14 protein-coding genes are annotated in these 16,122 nt (G+C 65.9%); 5 read left to right on the plus strand and 9 right to left on the minus strand.

What is annotated here, in order from left to right:
- Positions 1-327 precede the first annotated feature (327 nt).
- The gene (locus tag M2299_RS00610) at positions 328-1,830 is read right to left on the minus strand and encodes an autotransporter outer membrane beta-barrel domain-containing protein (protein WP_243379047.1); all 1,503 of its coding nucleotides are present in this window, start codon (positions 1,828-1,830) and stop codon (positions 328-330) included.
- Between the two features lie 553 nt (positions 1,831-2,383).
- Here M2299_RS00610 and M2299_RS00615 point away from each other — a divergent pair.
- Entirely contained in the window at positions 2,384-2,701 is a 318-nt protein-coding gene (locus M2299_RS00615) for a hypothetical protein (protein ID WP_243379045.1), read from the plus strand.
- Between the two features lie 365 nt (positions 2,702-3,066).
- Positions 3,067-5,418 (plus strand): GH92 family glycosyl hydrolase, encoded by a 2,352-nt coding sequence (locus M2299_RS00620; protein ID WP_280883641.1) that lies wholly within the window; start codon positions 3,067-3,069, stop codon positions 5,416-5,418.
- A 197-nt stretch (positions 5,419-5,615) separates the two neighbouring features.
- Here the strand turns inward: M2299_RS00620 and M2299_RS00625 are convergent, their stop codons facing one another.
- Complete coding sequence (locus M2299_RS00625; protein ID WP_154880545.1) at positions 5,616-6,359, minus strand: SDR family oxidoreductase; 744 nt, start codon at positions 6,357-6,359, stop codon at positions 5,616-5,618.
- Positions 6,360-6,465: 106 nt separating this feature from the next.
- On the opposite strand from M2299_RS00625, the gene M2299_RS00630 reads away from it, so the two are divergent.
- Complete coding sequence (locus M2299_RS00630) at positions 6,466-7,359, plus strand: LysR family transcriptional regulator (protein ID WP_099784311.1); 894 nt, start codon at positions 6,466-6,468, stop codon at positions 7,357-7,359.
- A gap of 14 nt (positions 7,360-7,373) precedes the next feature.
- Here M2299_RS00630 and M2299_RS00635 read toward each other — a convergent pair whose 3' ends face one another.
- The 5 genes from M2299_RS00635 to dkgB are packed head-to-tail and all read right to left on the minus strand — an operon-like array spanning position 7,374 to position 11,430.
- On the minus strand, positions 7,374-8,375 hold the full coding sequence (locus M2299_RS00635; RefSeq protein WP_080148655.1) for an aldo/keto reductase: 1,002 nt from the start codon (positions 8,373-8,375) through the stop codon (positions 7,374-7,376).
- A gap of 24 nt (positions 8,376-8,399) precedes the next feature.
- On the minus strand, positions 8,400-8,729 hold the full coding sequence (locus tag M2299_RS00640; RefSeq protein ID WP_099784309.1) for an adenylate cyclase: 330 nt from the start codon (positions 8,727-8,729) through the stop codon (positions 8,400-8,402).
- Positions 8,726-9,664 carry a cyclase family protein gene (locus M2299_RS00645; protein ID WP_280883643.1) on the minus strand — a complete coding sequence of 313 codons (939 nt, stop codon included), beginning with the start codon at positions 9,662-9,664 and terminating at the stop codon, positions 8,726-8,728. The genes M2299_RS00640 and M2299_RS00645 overlap by 4 nt, the downstream gene beginning before the upstream one ends.
- 19 nt (positions 9,665-9,683) lie before the next feature.
- On the minus strand, positions 9,684-10,613 hold the full coding sequence (locus M2299_RS00650) for a TIGR03571 family LLM class oxidoreductase (RefSeq protein WP_280883644.1): 930 nt from the start codon (positions 10,611-10,613) through the stop codon (positions 9,684-9,686).
- 13 nt (positions 10,614-10,626) lie between these two features.
- Positions 10,627-11,430, minus strand: a complete 804-nt coding sequence (gene dkgB / locus M2299_RS00655) for a 2,5-didehydrogluconate reductase DkgB (RefSeq protein WP_154880535.1) — start codon at positions 11,428-11,430, stop codon at positions 10,627-10,629.
- Positions 11,431-11,542: 112 nt separating this feature from the next.
- Between dkgB and M2299_RS00660 the strand changes: the two genes are divergently transcribed.
- A complete protein-coding gene (locus M2299_RS00660) occupies positions 11,543-12,445 on the plus strand; it encodes a LysR family transcriptional regulator (RefSeq protein WP_099784301.1) in 903 nt (300 codons plus the stop codon).
- On the opposite strand, the gene M2299_RS00665 is transcribed toward M2299_RS00660, so the two are convergent.
- On the minus strand, positions 12,387-13,304 hold the full coding sequence (locus M2299_RS00665) for an AraC family transcriptional regulator (RefSeq protein ID WP_099842598.1): 918 nt from the start codon (positions 13,302-13,304) through the stop codon (positions 12,387-12,389). The genes M2299_RS00660 and M2299_RS00665 overlap by 59 nt on opposite strands.
- Positions 13,305-13,427: 123 nt before the next feature.
- Here M2299_RS00665 and M2299_RS00670 point away from each other — a divergent pair, with 123 nt between their 5' ends.
- Positions 13,428-15,617 carry a TonB-dependent receptor gene (locus M2299_RS00670; protein ID WP_280883645.1) on the plus strand — a complete coding sequence of 730 codons (2,190 nt, stop codon included), beginning with the start codon at positions 13,428-13,430 and terminating at the stop codon, positions 15,615-15,617.
- A gap of 7 nt (positions 15,618-15,624) precedes the next feature.
- On the opposite strand, the gene M2299_RS00675 is transcribed toward M2299_RS00670, so the two are convergent.
- Positions 15,625-16,101 carry a MerC domain-containing protein gene (locus tag M2299_RS00675; protein WP_099784295.1) on the minus strand — a complete coding sequence of 159 codons (477 nt, stop codon included), beginning with the start codon at positions 16,099-16,101 and terminating at the stop codon, positions 15,625-15,627.
- Positions 16,102-16,122: the final 21 nt, after the last annotated feature.

Genomic DNA, 16,122 nt, shown 5'->3' on the forward strand with positions numbered 1-16,122 from the left:
CCGCCGCGCACCGCCCGCCGCAGTCACGGCAAGCAGCTCCCAAAGCTCATTTCGGGGTTCCACACCCGGCAGCGGCGTTAGCGCTGCGCGGACATCCTGCACACGCCAGCCAGCGCAGTTCCAGTAGATTTTTCATGCCGAGATTTCTCCAACTGAAGCGCGGGGATCCGCATGTCGCCCGCGGCCGAACCAACGGCCTGATAGCGACGCAACACGGCGCGCCATGCACGTTTCACAAGGTCGAGCGCGCTCGCAGGTGCAAACGAAAAAACAGGAAGGGCAGCCCCGCATGCGTGCCGGGGCTGCCCTCACAAGGCCAGAAACGCCTTACCAGTTGTAGCTCATGCCCACCTGCACGCTGGTCTGGTGATAGCCGCTGGCGTTCTGCAGCGACAGCCCACCCCACGCGCCGATGCCGTTGGCGAATTTCAGCGACGCACCGCCACTGAATTCACCGCGGTTGCGCGGCACCCGCACATCCACCACCTCGTCATTCATGCGTACCTGCGAGTTGTCGCGGGCGTGCAGCCAGTTGGCCGCGAGGTACGGCTGCACTTCGGCCACGCCGTTGCCCCAGCGGGTGACCCCGGAAAGACGCAGGCCAGCACGGCCGTACATGCCGTTGGCATCGTCGGTGTTCACCACCGTGCCGTTGGCTTCGGTATGGCGGTTGCCATCCCAGCGGTTGTAGCCCACCTGCAGCTGCGGTTCCAGATAGATGCCGCCATTGCTTGCGCCGCCCACGCGGAACGCATACCCGGTCTCGATAGCACCCTGCCAGGCGCGGCTGTCGTAGCGTTCCTCGGCCAGGCCGACGCCCTGCACGCGGTTGCGGAACTGGGCGCGCTGCACCGAGCCATCCACATAGAAGCCGGCATAAGGGTCGCCATCGTTGCCACCGCGCCAGGTGCCGTACAGACCCAGCGCCTCGCCCTTCACCTTGCCACGGGCGTAGTAGTCGGTCAGTTCATTGATGGTCGTACTGCTGGCGTTGCCGGTGGACAGCATCACACCGACGTTGCTGCCCGAATCGTGACGCCACACATCGGCGCCCACTGTCAGCGCCTGATTGTTGCCACGGATGTCCAGCGTCGGGTTGGTGGCGTCCAAGCCGATGCGCGAACCGTCCACGCGAGCCCAGGCGCGCCCGCTGTTCTGGCCGGCGTGGCGGTCGTGGTAACCCAGGCGGAACATGGTCTGGGCGGCGTGCAGGTTGGCCAGGTAGGCGCCGGCTTCGGGGCGCAGCACCGGCTCCAGTTCGGGATCAGGCTCAGGACCCGGACCCGGCCCCGGGCCGGGTCCAACGGCCTGGCACTCGGGCAGGGTGGGGTCGGTCACGCACGGGTCCGGCACGGTCGACAGCGCCGAACGCAGGTACCAGTTGCCATCGGCGCCGGTGCCCTTGTGCAGGAAGTACTCGTACTGGCCACCCACGGCGCGACCGGCCAGATTGAACTGGCCGTTGGACGCACCACCCACCTGGATCAGCTCGATACCCTGGGTGGTCTGCGCACCGGCACCGCCGATATTGTTGACGCGCACGTTCGCGCTGCCGCTGGTGTCGCCGCCGATGATCAGCTTGTCGGTGGCCGCGTTGTCGCCGGCCAGCACGGTGTTGAAGGCGAGCGTGCCGCCGTTGCCGGTGAAGTTGCCGGCAACGTTGAGAGTGTGGAAGGCCGTGCCATCGCCCAGCGCGATCTCGCCGCCGCTGCCCAGCGACAACGTACCGGTGCTGCTGTTGCCGCTCAGCTGCCAGCGCGCATTGTCTACCGCCATCGAGGTGATGTTCTGGGTGCTGCCGAGCAGGGTGGCGTTGTTGGTCACTGCCACGTTCACGGTGCTGCCCGCGGTATTGACAATGTTTCCCGTCAGGCGGGAGTTGTCGATGGAGAGGCCTACGCTGGCAGCAGCTGCGTCCACCCTCAACAACGTACCGTCGCCACCTACAAGCTGAGCACCATTTCGGAACACGAACTGCGTATTGACATCGCCGGTGCTCGGTCGTGGATCAGCTACCAGAATGCCAGGCCCAGTCCGCCCCTCGACGCGCGAAGCATCAATGGTGACAGTTGAGCGCTCGCCCAGCCCTGTGCCGCCCGTATAGCTTTCCTGCGCATATATTCCGTGGGCGTCGCCAATAATCAGGCTTCTATTCTCAGCAAGTAAATCGACACGGCCGAGTAGAACGAGGCCATTTCCTGAGTTCAAGAGCGAGTTGTCTCGCGCTCGACCTTCGACGGTGGTGTTGTTGAGGTTGACGACATTGGTTGGTGTTGAATTGTAGGTTGACACACTCAGGCCCAGGCCAGAGCCTGTAATCCTGCTGCGAGCAATTGAGACGGTCGACCCGGGAAGATTGCTGCCCGAAAGATCAAATTCGCCGATGACCAAGGCCCTCGCACCGCTGTTCTCGATAACGCTGTCCGCCATTGTCAGGGTGCTGGACTGGATCTCGACAATTCGATTTCCTGAATTTCCAAGAATCTCCGCCCCCTGCATGTTGAGCGTAGACAAATTCGTCGCCAGTACGCGAATGGCGGCGCTTCCCGGCGTCATCGTCAGTGTTGCACCGTTGAGCCGCCAATCTTCAGGAGTTTCGCCTGGGTTGGCCGTGCCGCTCTGGCCCGGATTGAGATTTACGATGGCGTGGGCGGGAGCGGCGGAGAAAAGACAGACCGCCAAGGCGGTGGAAAGAGCATGACGAACTACGATCTGCATGACGGAACTCCTGTGGGAATCAAACTTCAGGAAAGAAACCGCATTCACTTCGTCGGCGTGAATGAAACGCCCTGATGGCGTGAAGACAAAGTGATACGGGAGCCTTTTCCTGCCCGAGCGCTACAAGATGTGACGGTGGTCCCATTGCGACCGGGAATGGCGTCAGGGGCTTTGTCGCGCCGTTATGGGCTCGAACTCATTCTGGTGACACACAGGCGGCCGAACCATACAATTAGTTGCATAGGAAATCGGACAACTTTTGTCGCCTTTGGATTCATTCAGCTGCGCCGCAACATGCGGCGCCTGACACCCGGTGCTAGCATCCGGCCATCACCTGAATCGATCCAAATGCCGATGCCCACGCTGGACCGTCGCCTCCTGATCGCCTTCGCCGCCACCGCCATGCTTGCCTCCGGTGCCGCCCTGGCCGCCACGCCGAAAACCGCTGCCGAACGTGCCTATGCGTCGGTCGATCCCTTCATCGGCACCGGCGGTGAGGGGCATACCTACCCCGGCGCGACGGTGCCGTTCGGCATGGTCCAGCTCAGCCCGGACACGCGCATCCAGCCGCGCGAGAAGGCTTACGGCTGGGCGGCGGGCTACCGTTACGACGACAGCAGCATCGTCGGTTTCTCGCACACGCACTTTTCCGGCACCGGTCATTCCGATTTGGGCGATATCCTGCTGATGCCGTTCACCGGCAACCCTGGCCTGGAGCGCGGCGACCCCGAAAAGCCACGCAGCGGTTACGCCTCGCGCTTCCGCCACGATGACGAGAAGGCCGAGCCGGGCTACTACGCGGTCACCCTGGACGACTACAAGGTGCGCGCCGAGCTGACCACCAGCGCACGCGTGGGCGTGCATCGCTACGCCTTCCCCAAGGGCACCGATGCCAAGGTGCTGCTGGACATGCGCACCAGCATGTATGACTACCCGGGCAAGATCCTGTGGTCGCGGGTACGCGTGCGTGGCGATGGCACCATCACCGGCTTCCGCGAGACGCGTGGCTGGGCCGCCGGCCGCCAGCTGTATTTCGCGATGCGCTTCTCGCGGCCGCTGGCCAGCCACGCGCTGCACAACACCGAACAGGACATCGTCTACAAGGGCTTTGCGCCCCCGGGTGAGAAGGACCCGGCGCAGCGCGCGCAGATCGAGGGGCGGCAGCTGGTGGGCACCTTCGACTTCGGCAAGCTGGATGCACCGCTGGTGGTGAAGGTGGCCATTTCGCCGGTCAGCGAGGCGGGCGCCATCGCCAACCTCGATGCCGAAGTGGCCGACTTCGATTTCGACCGTGTGCGCGCGCAGGCGCGGCAGGAATGGACGCAGGCGTTGTCGGTGCTGGATATCGATGCACCCGAACACGCGCGTCGCAGCGCGTACACCGCGCTGTACCACACGATGCTGGGGCCGACGCTGTTCATGGATGCCGACGGCCAGTACCGCGGCGCGGACAATGCCGTGCACAAGGCCCAGGGCTACACGAACTATTCGACGTTCTCGCTGTGGGATACCTACCGGGCGCTGCACCCGCTGCTGACCCTGGTGCAGCCGGAGAAGCGCAACAGCGATTTCGTCAATTCCATGCTGGCCCATCATGAGCACAGCCCTTACGGCATGCTGCCGGTGTGGTCGTTCCATGGCCTGGAAGACTGGTGCATGATCGGCTACCACGCGGTGCCGGTGATCGCCGATGCCTACGTGAAAGGCATTCGTGGCTTCGACGCGGACAAGGCGCTGAAGGCGATGGTGCAGACCGCCAACTACGGCCCTTACGATGGCATCGCCCAGTACCGTGAGCTGGGCTACGTGCCGATCGACGAGGAGGGCGAAGCAGCCAGCAAGACGCTGGAATACGCGTTCGATGACTGGACCATCGCGCGCATGGCGCAGGCGATGGGCAAGACCGATGTGGCCGCAACCTTCGACAAGCGCGCGGGCAACTGGCGCAACGCCTTCGACAAGGACACCGGCTTCATGCGTGCGCGCAAGCGCGATGGCAGCTTCCGTACGCCGTTCGACCCCAGCGCCAGTGGCTACGGCACCGACTACACCGAAGGCAATGCCTGGCAGTACTCATGGTACGTGCCGCAGGATGTGGCCGGCCTTGCCGCAGCGCATGGTGGCAGCGACAAACTGCTGGCGCGCCTGGATGAAGTGTTCAACGCGAAGGTCGATCCGGCCATCTTCGAGCACATGGAAGACATCACCGGCCTGATCGGCTGGTACGCGCATGGCAACGAGCCCAGCCACCACGTGGCCTACCTGTACTCGCATGCCGGCCAGCCGTGGCGCACGCAGGCACGCCTGAAGCAGATCATGGACACGCAGTATGCCGATCGGCCCGATGGCCTGGCCGGCAACGATGACGTGGGCCAGATGTCGGCGTGGTACGTGTTCACCGCGCTGGGTTTCTACCCGGTAGCGCCGGGCTCGGGCGAGTACATCCTCGGCCGCCCGTTCCTGCCGAAGACCGCAATGCGGCTGCCCAACGGCAAGACCTTCACCATCGTGGCCGAAGGGCTGGACGACAAGCACACCTATGTCGGCAGCGTGACCCTCAACGGCACGCCGTTGCAGCGCACGTTCCTGCGCCATGATGAGATCCTGGCCGGTGGCGAGCTGCACTTCACCATGCAGGCCGAACCGAACAAGGACTGGCCGGGGCAGGGCGCGCAGGCACCGTATTCGATGACCCGGTAACACCCACGGTAGCGCCGGGCCATGCCCGGCGGTTGAGGGGTGGCGCCAACCAAGGTTGGCGTCTACCGGAACTGCGCACACCGCATTGAGGCGCCCTTGGTAGATGCCAACCTTGGTTGGCATGCCGCGCGCCCACCAAGGTGGGCGACTACCGATGTGGCGTGATCTGGTAGGTGCCAACCTTGGTTGGCACGCCGCTACACCATCCCACCATTGGCCCGCAGCACCTGGCCATTGATCCAGCCGCCATCGGCACCGGCCAGGAACGCCACCGCGCCGGCGATGTCTTCCGGCGTACCCAGCCGCTCCAACGGATTCATCTTCGCCAGCCGATCGATCAGTTCCGGCGACTTCCCGTCCAGGAACAGATCGGTGGCGGTCGGCCCGGGCGCCACCGCGTTCACGGTGATGCCGCGCCCACGCAGTTCCTTGCTGAGAATCGCGCCCATGGTCTCCACCGCGGCCTTGCTGGCGGCATACACGCCGTAGTTTTCCAGCTTGATGCCAACCACGCTGGTGGACAGGGTGACGATGCGACCACCGTCGCGCACGCGCCGCGCGGCCTCGCGCAGCACATTGAATGCACCCTTGAGGTTGATGCCGATCACACGGTCGAACAGGGCATCATCGCTGTCGGCCAGTGCGGCCAACTGCAGCACGCCGGCACTGTTGACCACCACATCGATGCCACCGAAGCGTGCATCGATGGCGTCGAACAGCGCGTGCACGGCCTGCGGGTCGGCGACATCGGCCTGCAGGGCGATGGCGTGCCCTCCGCTGGCGGTCAATTCGGCAGCCAGTGTTTCGGCCTCATCACGGCGCCCGGCATAGTTGATCACCACGGCATGGCCGTCGGCGGCCAGACGGCGCGAGATGGCCGCGCCGATGCCACGGGAGCCCCCGGTGACGAGGGCGACAGAGCGGGAAGCAGAGGAGGTCATGGCAGATTCCAGAAGGGCGCGCCGGCATGGCGCACGGCCATCTTCGTCTCTCCGCCGTCGCGGATAATCATGGATAATCCGGAAACATCATCCGGCCATCCGAACAATGGACAGATTCACCGCCCTGCGTGCGTTCGTGCGGATCGTCGAGCGCCGCAGCTTCAGCCGTGCCGCCGAAGACCTGGGGCTGCCGCGGGCCACGGTGACCGACGCGATCAAAGCACTGGAGCAGCGTCTGGGCGTGCGCCTGCTGCACCGGACCACGCGCGTGGTGGTGCCGACGCTGGAAGGCGAGGCCTTCTACGGCCGCTGTCTGCGCCTGATCGCGGACATGGACGATGCCGAAGCTGCGTTCCGTGACGTGCCGCCACGCGGGCCGCTGCGCATCGAGGTGCACGGTACGCTGGGGCGCCACCTGTTGTTTCCGCATCTGCCGGATTTCCTGCAGCGGTACCCGGACATCGAACTGGAGGTCAGCGAGGGCGACCGCTATGTCGACCTGCTGCGCGAGGGGGTGGACGGGGCCATCCGCGTGGGCACCCTGGCCGACAGCGATCTGGCCGCGCGGCGCCTGGCGTTGCTGCGCGAGGTCACGGTGGCGTCGCCCCCTTACGTACAGGCACACGGGCGGCCGGAAAGCATCGCGTCGCTGGCGGCGGGACACCAGATGGTCGGCTACCGTTCCAGCGCCACCGGCCAGCTCATTCCGCTGGAGTTCCAGCAGGGCGGGCAGGTTCGCCACGTGCCGCTGCCGGCACGCGTGCGGGTGTCCGGTGCCGACGCCTTCCTCGGTGCCGCGTTGGCCGGGTTGGGCATCATCCAGGCACCGCGCTACCGGATGGACCCTTACATCGCGCGCGGGCAGTTGCTGGAGCTGTTGCCCGGGATGCCACCCACACCGAGCCCGGTCAGCCTGGTCTATCTGCGCAACCGTACGCCATCGCCGCGGCTGCGGGTGTTCATCGACTGGGTGGCGGCTGTGTTCGAGCACGCAGGCTGACGCCGACCTGCCGCTCAACCCAGGCCGGGCAGCGGCGCATGCGATGACACCAGCTGGCGGTCGCGCAATGCCTGCCAGAACGCGGTGGGAATCGTCGCCCCGGCCAACGCCAGGTTCTCGGCGATGCGCTCGGGACGGCTTGCACCGGGAATCGCCGCTGCCACTGCCGGGTGCGCCAGCGAGAACTGCAGGGCGGCGGCGCGCAGGTCCACCTGGTGTTCTGCCGCAACGTCGCGCAATGCCTGCACGCGGGCCAGCACCTCTGGCGTGGCGGTCTGGTATTCGTAATGCGCGCCGCCGGCAAGGATGCCGGAGTTGTACGGCCCGCCGACCACGATGCCGACGCCACGTGCAACGCTGTCCGGCATCAACCGCTGCAGGGCCTCTTCGTGGTCGAGCAGGGTGTAGCGCCCGGCAATCAGGAAGCCATCCGGGTCGGCCTGCTGCAGCGCCATCTCGCAGGGCTGCACGCGGTTGACGCCCAGACCCCAGGCCTTGATGACACCTTCCTCGCGCAGGCGGGTGAGCGCCACGGCGGCGCCGTCCATCGCCTGCTGGAAGACCTCCTTCCAGGCATCGCCATGGAAGTCACGCGCCGGATCGTGGATCCAGACGATGTCCAGGCGATCGGTACGCAGGCGCTGCAGGCTCTCCTCGATCGCGCGCAGGGTGCCGTCAGCGCTGTAGTCGTAGACGATGCGGTTGGGCAGGCCATGCTCGAACAGGCCGCCTTTCTCACCAAGGTCACGCCGGGTGGTGTCTTCCACCTCGTCCAGCACACGGCGGCCGACCTTGCTGCTCAGTACATAGGCATCACGGTCGTGATGCTGCAGGGCCTCGCCCAGGCGCAGTTCGGCCAGGCCAGCGCCGTACAGCGGTGCGGCGTCGAAGTAGCGGATGCCCTGCTGCCAGGCTGCCTCGACGGTATCCAGCGCCTCCTGCTGGGGAATGTTGCGGTACATGTTGCCCAACGGTGCGGTGCCGAAGCCGATGGGCGAGGGAATGGAAAGTCGCATGGGAATCTCGTGGGGAAGGGACATTCAGTCGTGCGGGGGCAGCGCCTGCAGCGTGCCTTGCATGCGGTGGAAGCGGCCGTCGGTGGCGGTGAACCACGCCAGCGAATGGCCGTGCGGGAAGTCATCGACGTGCACCACGGTGGCACCGTCGGCTTCCTGCCAGGAAATGGCATAGATGCCCTCGGCAACCTGCCGCCACTCGCAGCTGGCTTCGCCGTGGGCACCGGCATAGGTACCGGAGACGATGGCGTAGTGCACGCGATGGCCATCAGCGCTGTAGCGATTGTCGGCGGCCAGGCCGTCATAGCTGACCCGGAACCGGCGACCGGCAAACATCGGCGGGGCGTCGCTCATCGGATCGCCACCGGGTTGATGTTGACCTGGGTGGAGCCGACGTACAGCGGCTGGCCGAGCACGAACAGGAATTCCCACGCCTTGTCGCGCACCAGCGCGCGGCTGTCGATCAGTTCCAGGTTGTAGATGCCGCGCTTGGCCAGCATGTACTGGTTCACCGGGAACTCGTCGGCGCCGTGCGGATTGGGGTAGACCTCCGAGGCCCAGGTGTCACCGCCGAAGGCGACGATGCCCTGGTCGGCCAGCCACTTCGCCGCGTCCATGCCGATGCCCGGCTCGACCTCCAGGAACTGCGCGTTGTCCTTGCCGATCAGCTCCAGCCAGCCGGTGTTGAACAGCACCACATCGCCCTTGCGCAGGGTCAGGTGCTGCTGCTTCAGCACGGCCTGGATGTGGGCGACGCTGAACTCGGTGCCGCCGGGCACGATGGCCTTGCCGTAGTACGCGGTCATGTCCAGCACCACGCCGCGTGTGACCAGCGGCGGCACCTTCTCCACGCCCAGCCTGCGCACGCCATCGACGCTGACGAAGTCGGCGGCCTTGTTGCCGTTGTAGTAGACGTTGTCGATGCCGATGTGGCCAATGCCGTTGAGCTGGGTGCCGACACCGGTCCAGGCGTTCACCAGTTCATCGTTGAAGGTGAATCTGTTCGGGCCCAATGACTTGCCGGCCTGTTGCCCGACCTGCACGTTGTACAGGCGGAAGCTGCGATGGCGAAAGGCGGGCAGGTTCTTGTCCACCGGTACCGCCAGCGGATACGTCTTGCCGGTCTTCACCAGCGACACCGCCTGCTTGACCACATCGGCGGTGAGCAGGTTGGCCGCGCCGATCTCATCGTTGGCGCCGTATACCGAGGGATACCAGTCCGCAGCGAGAGCGGCGGAGGGCAGCGGGAGCGAGGCCAGTGCAAGCAGGGCCAGGGAGGTGATGTTCATTGCGGGGCTCCAGTGCCGGTCACGCATGCGCCGCGAACTGCGGCAACACGTACTCGGCGATTTCGTGGAAGGTGTCGGCCAAAGGCCGTTCGTTGCGGCGGAACTGCAGGCCGATGTGGTCGACGCCGGCGGCCCGCATCGCCTGCAGTTCGGCCAGCAGCGCATTGCGGCCGCCGCGCAGGCCGAAGCGCCAACGCTGCAGCGGTGCCTCGGCCCGTTCCAGCAGATCCAGGTGGATGAAGCTTGCATAGGGTTTGTTGCCGGCCACCGCGCGCCACGCCGCCACGCGGTGGGCGTGTTCCTGGGGCGTGCCGGGGTAAGCCAGGCAGCCGTCCATATGCGCGCCGATCCAGGTTGGCTGCTGCTGCGCCAGGCCGGCCACCAGCAGCGGCAGCGTCGGACCATCGGCAGGCAGTACTTCCAACCCCTGCGGCAGCCGTGCAGCGGTGCCTTCGCGCAGCAGCCCGATCTGCTCGCGGAAGCGCGTGCCACGGGTGTCGAAGTCGCGGCCGAACAGCGGGTACTCCACCGGCCGGTCGCCGCTGGCAACGCCCAGCAGCAGGCGATCGCCACTGAGCTGCTGTACGCTGCGTGCCGACTTCAACGTCAGCAGAGGTTCGCGGATCGGCAGCACCACCGCGCCGGTCCCCAGCAGGATCTCCTCGGTGATGCCGGCCAGGTAGCCGAGATAGGTGAACACTTCGAACACCTGCGCGGCATCGCCGAATGCCGGGTCGTACACCGGCACGTCGCGCACCCACAGCGCACGGAAGCCGAGGCGGTCGGCCAGCCGGGCAAGGTCGGCGTGCTGCTGCAGGTCCGGTTCGCCCGGCAGGCGGCGCGCAATGCGTCGTGCCTGTTCGCCCCGCGGCGTCCAGTCGTTGTCCAGCGGCGCTTCAATGCCAATGCTGAAGCCGCCCGCCTGCAGTCGTGTCAACGCAGTAGCCATCAGCGCGTGCTCCTCAGTCCCAGGCAGGCGCCAGGCCCGGCGGGTCGACTTCGCGGCCGTTGCGTTCAAGTGCGGCGATCGCAGCCATGTCTTCGGCATCCAGCTGCAGCTCGCGGGCAAGCAGGTTGCTGGCCAGGTTTTCGCGCTTGGTCGAGGAAGGAATGACGGCGTAACCCAGCTGCAGCGCCCAGGCCAGTGCGACCTGCGCCACCGTGGCCTGGTGCTTGTCGGCGATGGCGGCCAGCACCGGGTCCTTCAGTACCTTGCCGTAGGCCAGGGTCATGTAGGAGGTCACCGCGATGCCCTGTTCCTGCAGGAAAGCGGTCAATGCCGGGTTCTGCAGATACGGGCTGAGTTCAATCTGGTTGGTGGCGATCTGGCCCTGGCCAACTACGGCGATGGCCTGGCGGGTCAGTTCGATGTTGAAGTTGGATACGCCGATCTGCCGGGTCAGGCCCAGCGTCTTCGCTTCGGCCAGCGCGGTCATGTACTCGCGCAGCGCGACCGCGCTGCCCGGTGCCGGCCAGTGGATCAGCAGCAGGTCGACATGGTCGGTGCGCAGCTTGGCCAGGCTCTCGCGCAGGCTCGGCAGCAGTCTGTCGGCGGCATGGTTGTCGACCCAGATCTTGGTGGTGATGAACAGTTCGTCGCGCGGTACACCGGATTCGGCGATTGCCTGGCCGACCTCGGCTTCATTGCCGTAGATCTGCGCGGTGTCGATGGCGCGATAGCCGAGCTCGAGGGCGTTGCGCACTGAATCGATGACGGTCTGGCCGGTCAGGCGGAACGTGCCGACGCCAAAGGAAGGAAGGCTCATGGAAACTCCAGCTGGGTAGGGAGCGGTGTGCTCCGATGGGGGCCAGTCTGGTCGCTTTACATTTGCAGATTAAGCCGTGTATACGGGAAATGCTTTTGCGTCGAGGTAAAGAATGAAAACGACCCTGGATGAGCTGAAGGCGTTTGTCGCCGTGGTCGACAGCGGCTCGATCACCGCCGCCGCCGAAGCGCTGGGACTGACCATCTCGGCCACCAGCCGCACTCTGGCGCGCTTGGAGGACAAGCTGCAGACCACGCTGCTGCGGCGGACGACGCGGCGGCTGGAGCTGACCGAAGAGGGCGCGGCATTTCTGGAATACGCGCGCACGATCCTGGCCACGGTGGACGAAGCCGAGGAACAGATGGCGGCGCGCCGGCAGCAACCGGTAGGGCGGTTGCGGGTGGATGCGGCCACGCCGTTCATGCTGCACGTGATCGTGCCGCTGCTGGCCGGCTTCCGCGAGCGCTATCCGCAGGTGCAGTTGGAGCTGAACTCCAACGAGGGCATCACCGACCTGATCGAGAAACGCACCGACGTGGCGTTCCGCATCGGCGTGCTGCGCGATTCCACCCTGCATGCGCGGCCGATCGGCCACAGCCGCATCCGCGTGGTCGCCAGCCCGGAGTACCTGCGGCAGTACGGTACGCCCACCCGCATCGCGCAGCTGCGCGCGCACGCGCTGCTGGGTTTCACCCATCCGGGTTCACTCAACGAGTGGCCGCTGCCCGACGCCGATGGCGGTCCATTGGTGATCCAGCCGGCCATTGCATCTTCCAGCGGAGAAACGCTGCGGCAGATGGCGGTGAACGGGCTGGGCATCGCCTGCCTGTCCGATTTCCTGACCCGCCAGGACCGGCGCGGAGGGCGCCTGGTACAGCTGTTCGCCAAGCAGACCCAAGAGGTCCGCCAGCCGATCAACGCGGTGTACTACCGCAACACCGCGCTGGCCGCGCGCATCACCTGTTTCGTCGACCACGTGACGCAGACGCTGGGTCAACGTCCGTTCGACGAATAGCGTCCTGGCGGCCGGTGCCTTGCGCGGCCCAGATGCTGGGCGTGCAACCGACCATGCGCTGGAAGGCCGCCGCGAACTTGCTGGGATTGGCGTAGCCGCAGGCCAGCGCGACCTCGGTGACGCGCTGCCCCTTGGACAGTGCGTACTGCGCCCAGTGCATCCGGCGCTGGGTCAGGTAGGCATACGGTGGCATGCCGGTAGCGGCGCGCAGGGCGCGGCTGAACGTGGTCGGTTCCATGCCGAGTACGTCTGCCAGCGCTGCGACATCCAGCGACTGGGAACGGTGTTCATCGATGAAGTCCTGCAGCTGGCGCAGTTGCCGCGATGACAGCGGTGCAGCCATCCGCGGCCGGGCGGGCGGTTGGCCGGCAAGCTGCGCCAACCGCCGCACCACGACTTCTGCGCCGCACTGCAGGAAGCCGGGAACGCTGGCGTCAGCCTGCGCGCTGGACCACAGCGCGTGCAGTACGGAAGCGATGACCGGGTCGCGATGCAGCCGCAGGGAAAGGGCGTGGATGTCCGGGAAGCCGCCAGGCGCATCACGCCACTGCGCGGTATCGATGGCCATTCCCAGCAGCTCCACGGCTGGGCTGGCGTAGTGTCCACGATCGCCGGGCAGTACCACGTTGAACTGGCCCGGATGCCAAGGCGCCTGCAGTACCCCGGCAGTGGTGCGTTGATACAGGTTGCCGCCACCGGCCAGCGCCAGGCCCAGCCGCAGCTGGTGCGGGTTGCCCATGGGGCCTTCGCTGGCCTGGAAGCCATGGCGCAGCAGAACGATCGCGCCGTCCTCGCTGGTCACGGTGCCATCACTGGGCAGGGCGGCTTCCCGGTGCAACTGGTCGGCGAGGGCGGGCATGGCAGGTCCAGGAATGGAGCAGCGCTGACCGCAATGGAGTGGCGGCGAGCGCGGAATGTTACAGGATAACAGTTTGCGCCAGCTGGCCCGCCAAGCGCGTTTCCGTTCCTCATGAGGTCTACCTTGAAATCCCCCGTTTCCTCCGTTGCCCTTGTCGCAGCGTCGTTGCTGGTTCCTGTTGTTCCTGCCCACGCGCAGTCCGCCGATGCCACCACCCTTGATGGGGTGGTGGTCACAGGCTCCAAGCGCGACACGCCCTACCTGAAGAGCGACCTGTCGGTGACCGTGCTTGATCGGCAGGCACTGAAGGAAGCCGGTGTCACCGAGTTCCGCGACCTGGACAAGCTGGCGCCCAACGTGAAGTTCAACGTGATGGGCCAGCTGAGCAACATGTTCATTTCCATCCGCGGCATCGAATCCAATCCCTTCCTGGTCAACCGCGCGTCGGTGTACATCGATGGCATTCCGTTCCGTGAGCTGAGCAACGCAGTACTCAACCAGGTTGAATCGGTTGAGGTGCTGCGGGGGCCGCAGGGAACCCTGTACGGCGCCAACAGCGAATCCGGGCTGGTGCTGGTGCGCACGCGCGGCCCGGCCGATACCCGCGAGGGTGAGGTGAACGTGCGCAACACCTGGTTCGGCAACGGCAACGGTACGGCCGTGGATGGTTTCCTGGCTGGCCCGCTGGGCAAGGACGGCACGCTGTCGGGCTCGGTGGCATTCATGGGCTCCGACGAGGATGCCTATTTGAAGAACCTGACCCCGTACGGTGCGCGCGGCGAAGTGAAAGAGGGCTACCTGCAGGGCAAGCTGCGCTGGCGTCCCAGCGATTACGTGACCGTCAACGCCTTGGCCTATCACCTGCGCACGCGCGCACCGGGCATGTTCGAGTACGAGTACCTGCCGCTGGATACCGGCCTGTACAACCGCACCTATGGCGACCGCCTCAATGGTGGCCGCCATGCAGGTGACTTCACCTACATCAACGACGCGCCAAAGCGCACCGAAAAGGACGAGACCGTCGCAGGCCTGAGCGCGCAGTGGCAACTGCAGGCCGGCACCCTGGATGTGGCCGCCTCGTACCGCAGCGAGGAAGCCAACTCGGCCGGCTACGACTTCGACATGACCGCCAGCTCCGCGCTGGCCGGGTACATACATGACAAGAAGAATGCCTGGAATGCCGAGGCGCGCTTCAGCTCGCCCAGCGACCAGGCGTTGACCTGGATGGCCGGTGTATCGACCTACCGCATCGACAAGGATTCGATCCAGGGCACCTTCGTCGGCCCGGCGCTGCGGGGCCTGGACAGTTACAACCTGGCGCCGCGGCAGACCTCCAAGGGTGAGGACTACAGTGTTTTCGCGACCGCCAGCTACACGCTGCCGGCATTGCCGAAATTGACCGCCAGCCTCGGCATTCGCCACGAACAGGCCCGGCGTTCCACCGAGCAGCGTGCCGGATTCCTCGACCTGGGCGCGGGAGGCCTGGTGCGCTACCGCGACGCGGCCCTGGCGCATACGTTCTCGGCCACGTTGCCCCGCGTCTCGCTGCGCTATGACGCCAGCGATGATCTGTCGTTCTATGCGGCCTCGGCCAAGGGCTACATCCCCGGCGGCTTCAACCTGGCCGCCGCGCAGAGCGATGTGATCAACGACAAAGTGCTGCGCTACGAATCCGAACGCATGTGGAGCCATGAGGTGGGTTTCAAGATGAACCTGGCTGGCGGCCGTGGCCATATCGGTGGTGCCCTGTTCCACATCAGCTCGGACAACTGGCAGGAAATCCAGGTGGCCACCGATGCCAACGGCCGGCCGATCTCGTCCGACTACGTGGGCTCGGATGCCTCGATACGATCGCGCGGTGCAGAACTGGAAGGTGTGTTTGAAGTCGCGCCGGGGTTTACGGTGATGGCCAACGTCGGCTATGTCGATGCGACGTACACCAAGCTCTGGGTAAGCCCGCAGGAGAACCTCCACGGCAAGCGGGTCAAGCTGACGCCGCACTACACCGGCTACCTGGCAGCGCGGTATCAGTTCGACTCCGGCATATATGCCCGGGTGGAATCGCAGTTCACCGGCTCCAGCGCGCTGGACGAGCGCAACCGCGCGTTCCAGCCGGCCGTGGCTGTGCTCGGCGTGCAACTGGGCTATGAGCGCGGGCCGTGGAGCACGCGCGTGTTCGTGCAGAACCTGACCGACAAGCGCCGCATCAATGGCCTGATCTTCGACAACCTGGCCTTCGGCCGCGACGGCAACTACTACGGACCGGTGGACAGCCCGCGCATTGTCGGCGCCGAGGTCGGCTACCGGTTCTGAGCGGGTATCAGCCGGCGGGCCGCAGGGCCCGCCGGTTGCGCAGATGTGCGGTGGCCAGCATCACCCCGCCGCAGGCGGTGGCAGCGCCGTGCCAGAGCAGCGATTCCTTCAACGGCAGGTACAGCGAGGCGGACAGCAACAGGATCGCGCCTGCCAGGGCCACGCACAGCGGCAGGATGCGTCGATGGCGGCGCTGGCCGGCGGCGGTGCTGAGCAGGGCGATCGACGAGGCCAGCAGCGCGAACAGCCATTCCCAGCGCGACATCACCAGCAGTGCGGTCATCGCGCCATGGCCAGGGTGCTGGAACGAGCGCAGCGCCATCATCGCCGCCGGCGTGAAGGCCAGCAGCAGGGGCAGGGCCACGCAATGCACGGCACAGGCCAGCGACAGCCATGCGCCTGCCAGATCGAAACGGGGATGCCAGCGTGCCGAAGCTGGCGGTTGGGTGCGGGCCCTTGCGGGCGAGATCGGGATGTGGTCCATAATGTTACATAGTAACAATAC

The organism is Stenotrophomonas sp. 1278 (genome assembly GCF_029892765.1).
Taxonomy (GTDB): Bacteria; Pseudomonadota; Gammaproteobacteria; order Xanthomonadales; family Xanthomonadaceae; genus Stenotrophomonas; species Stenotrophomonas indicatrix.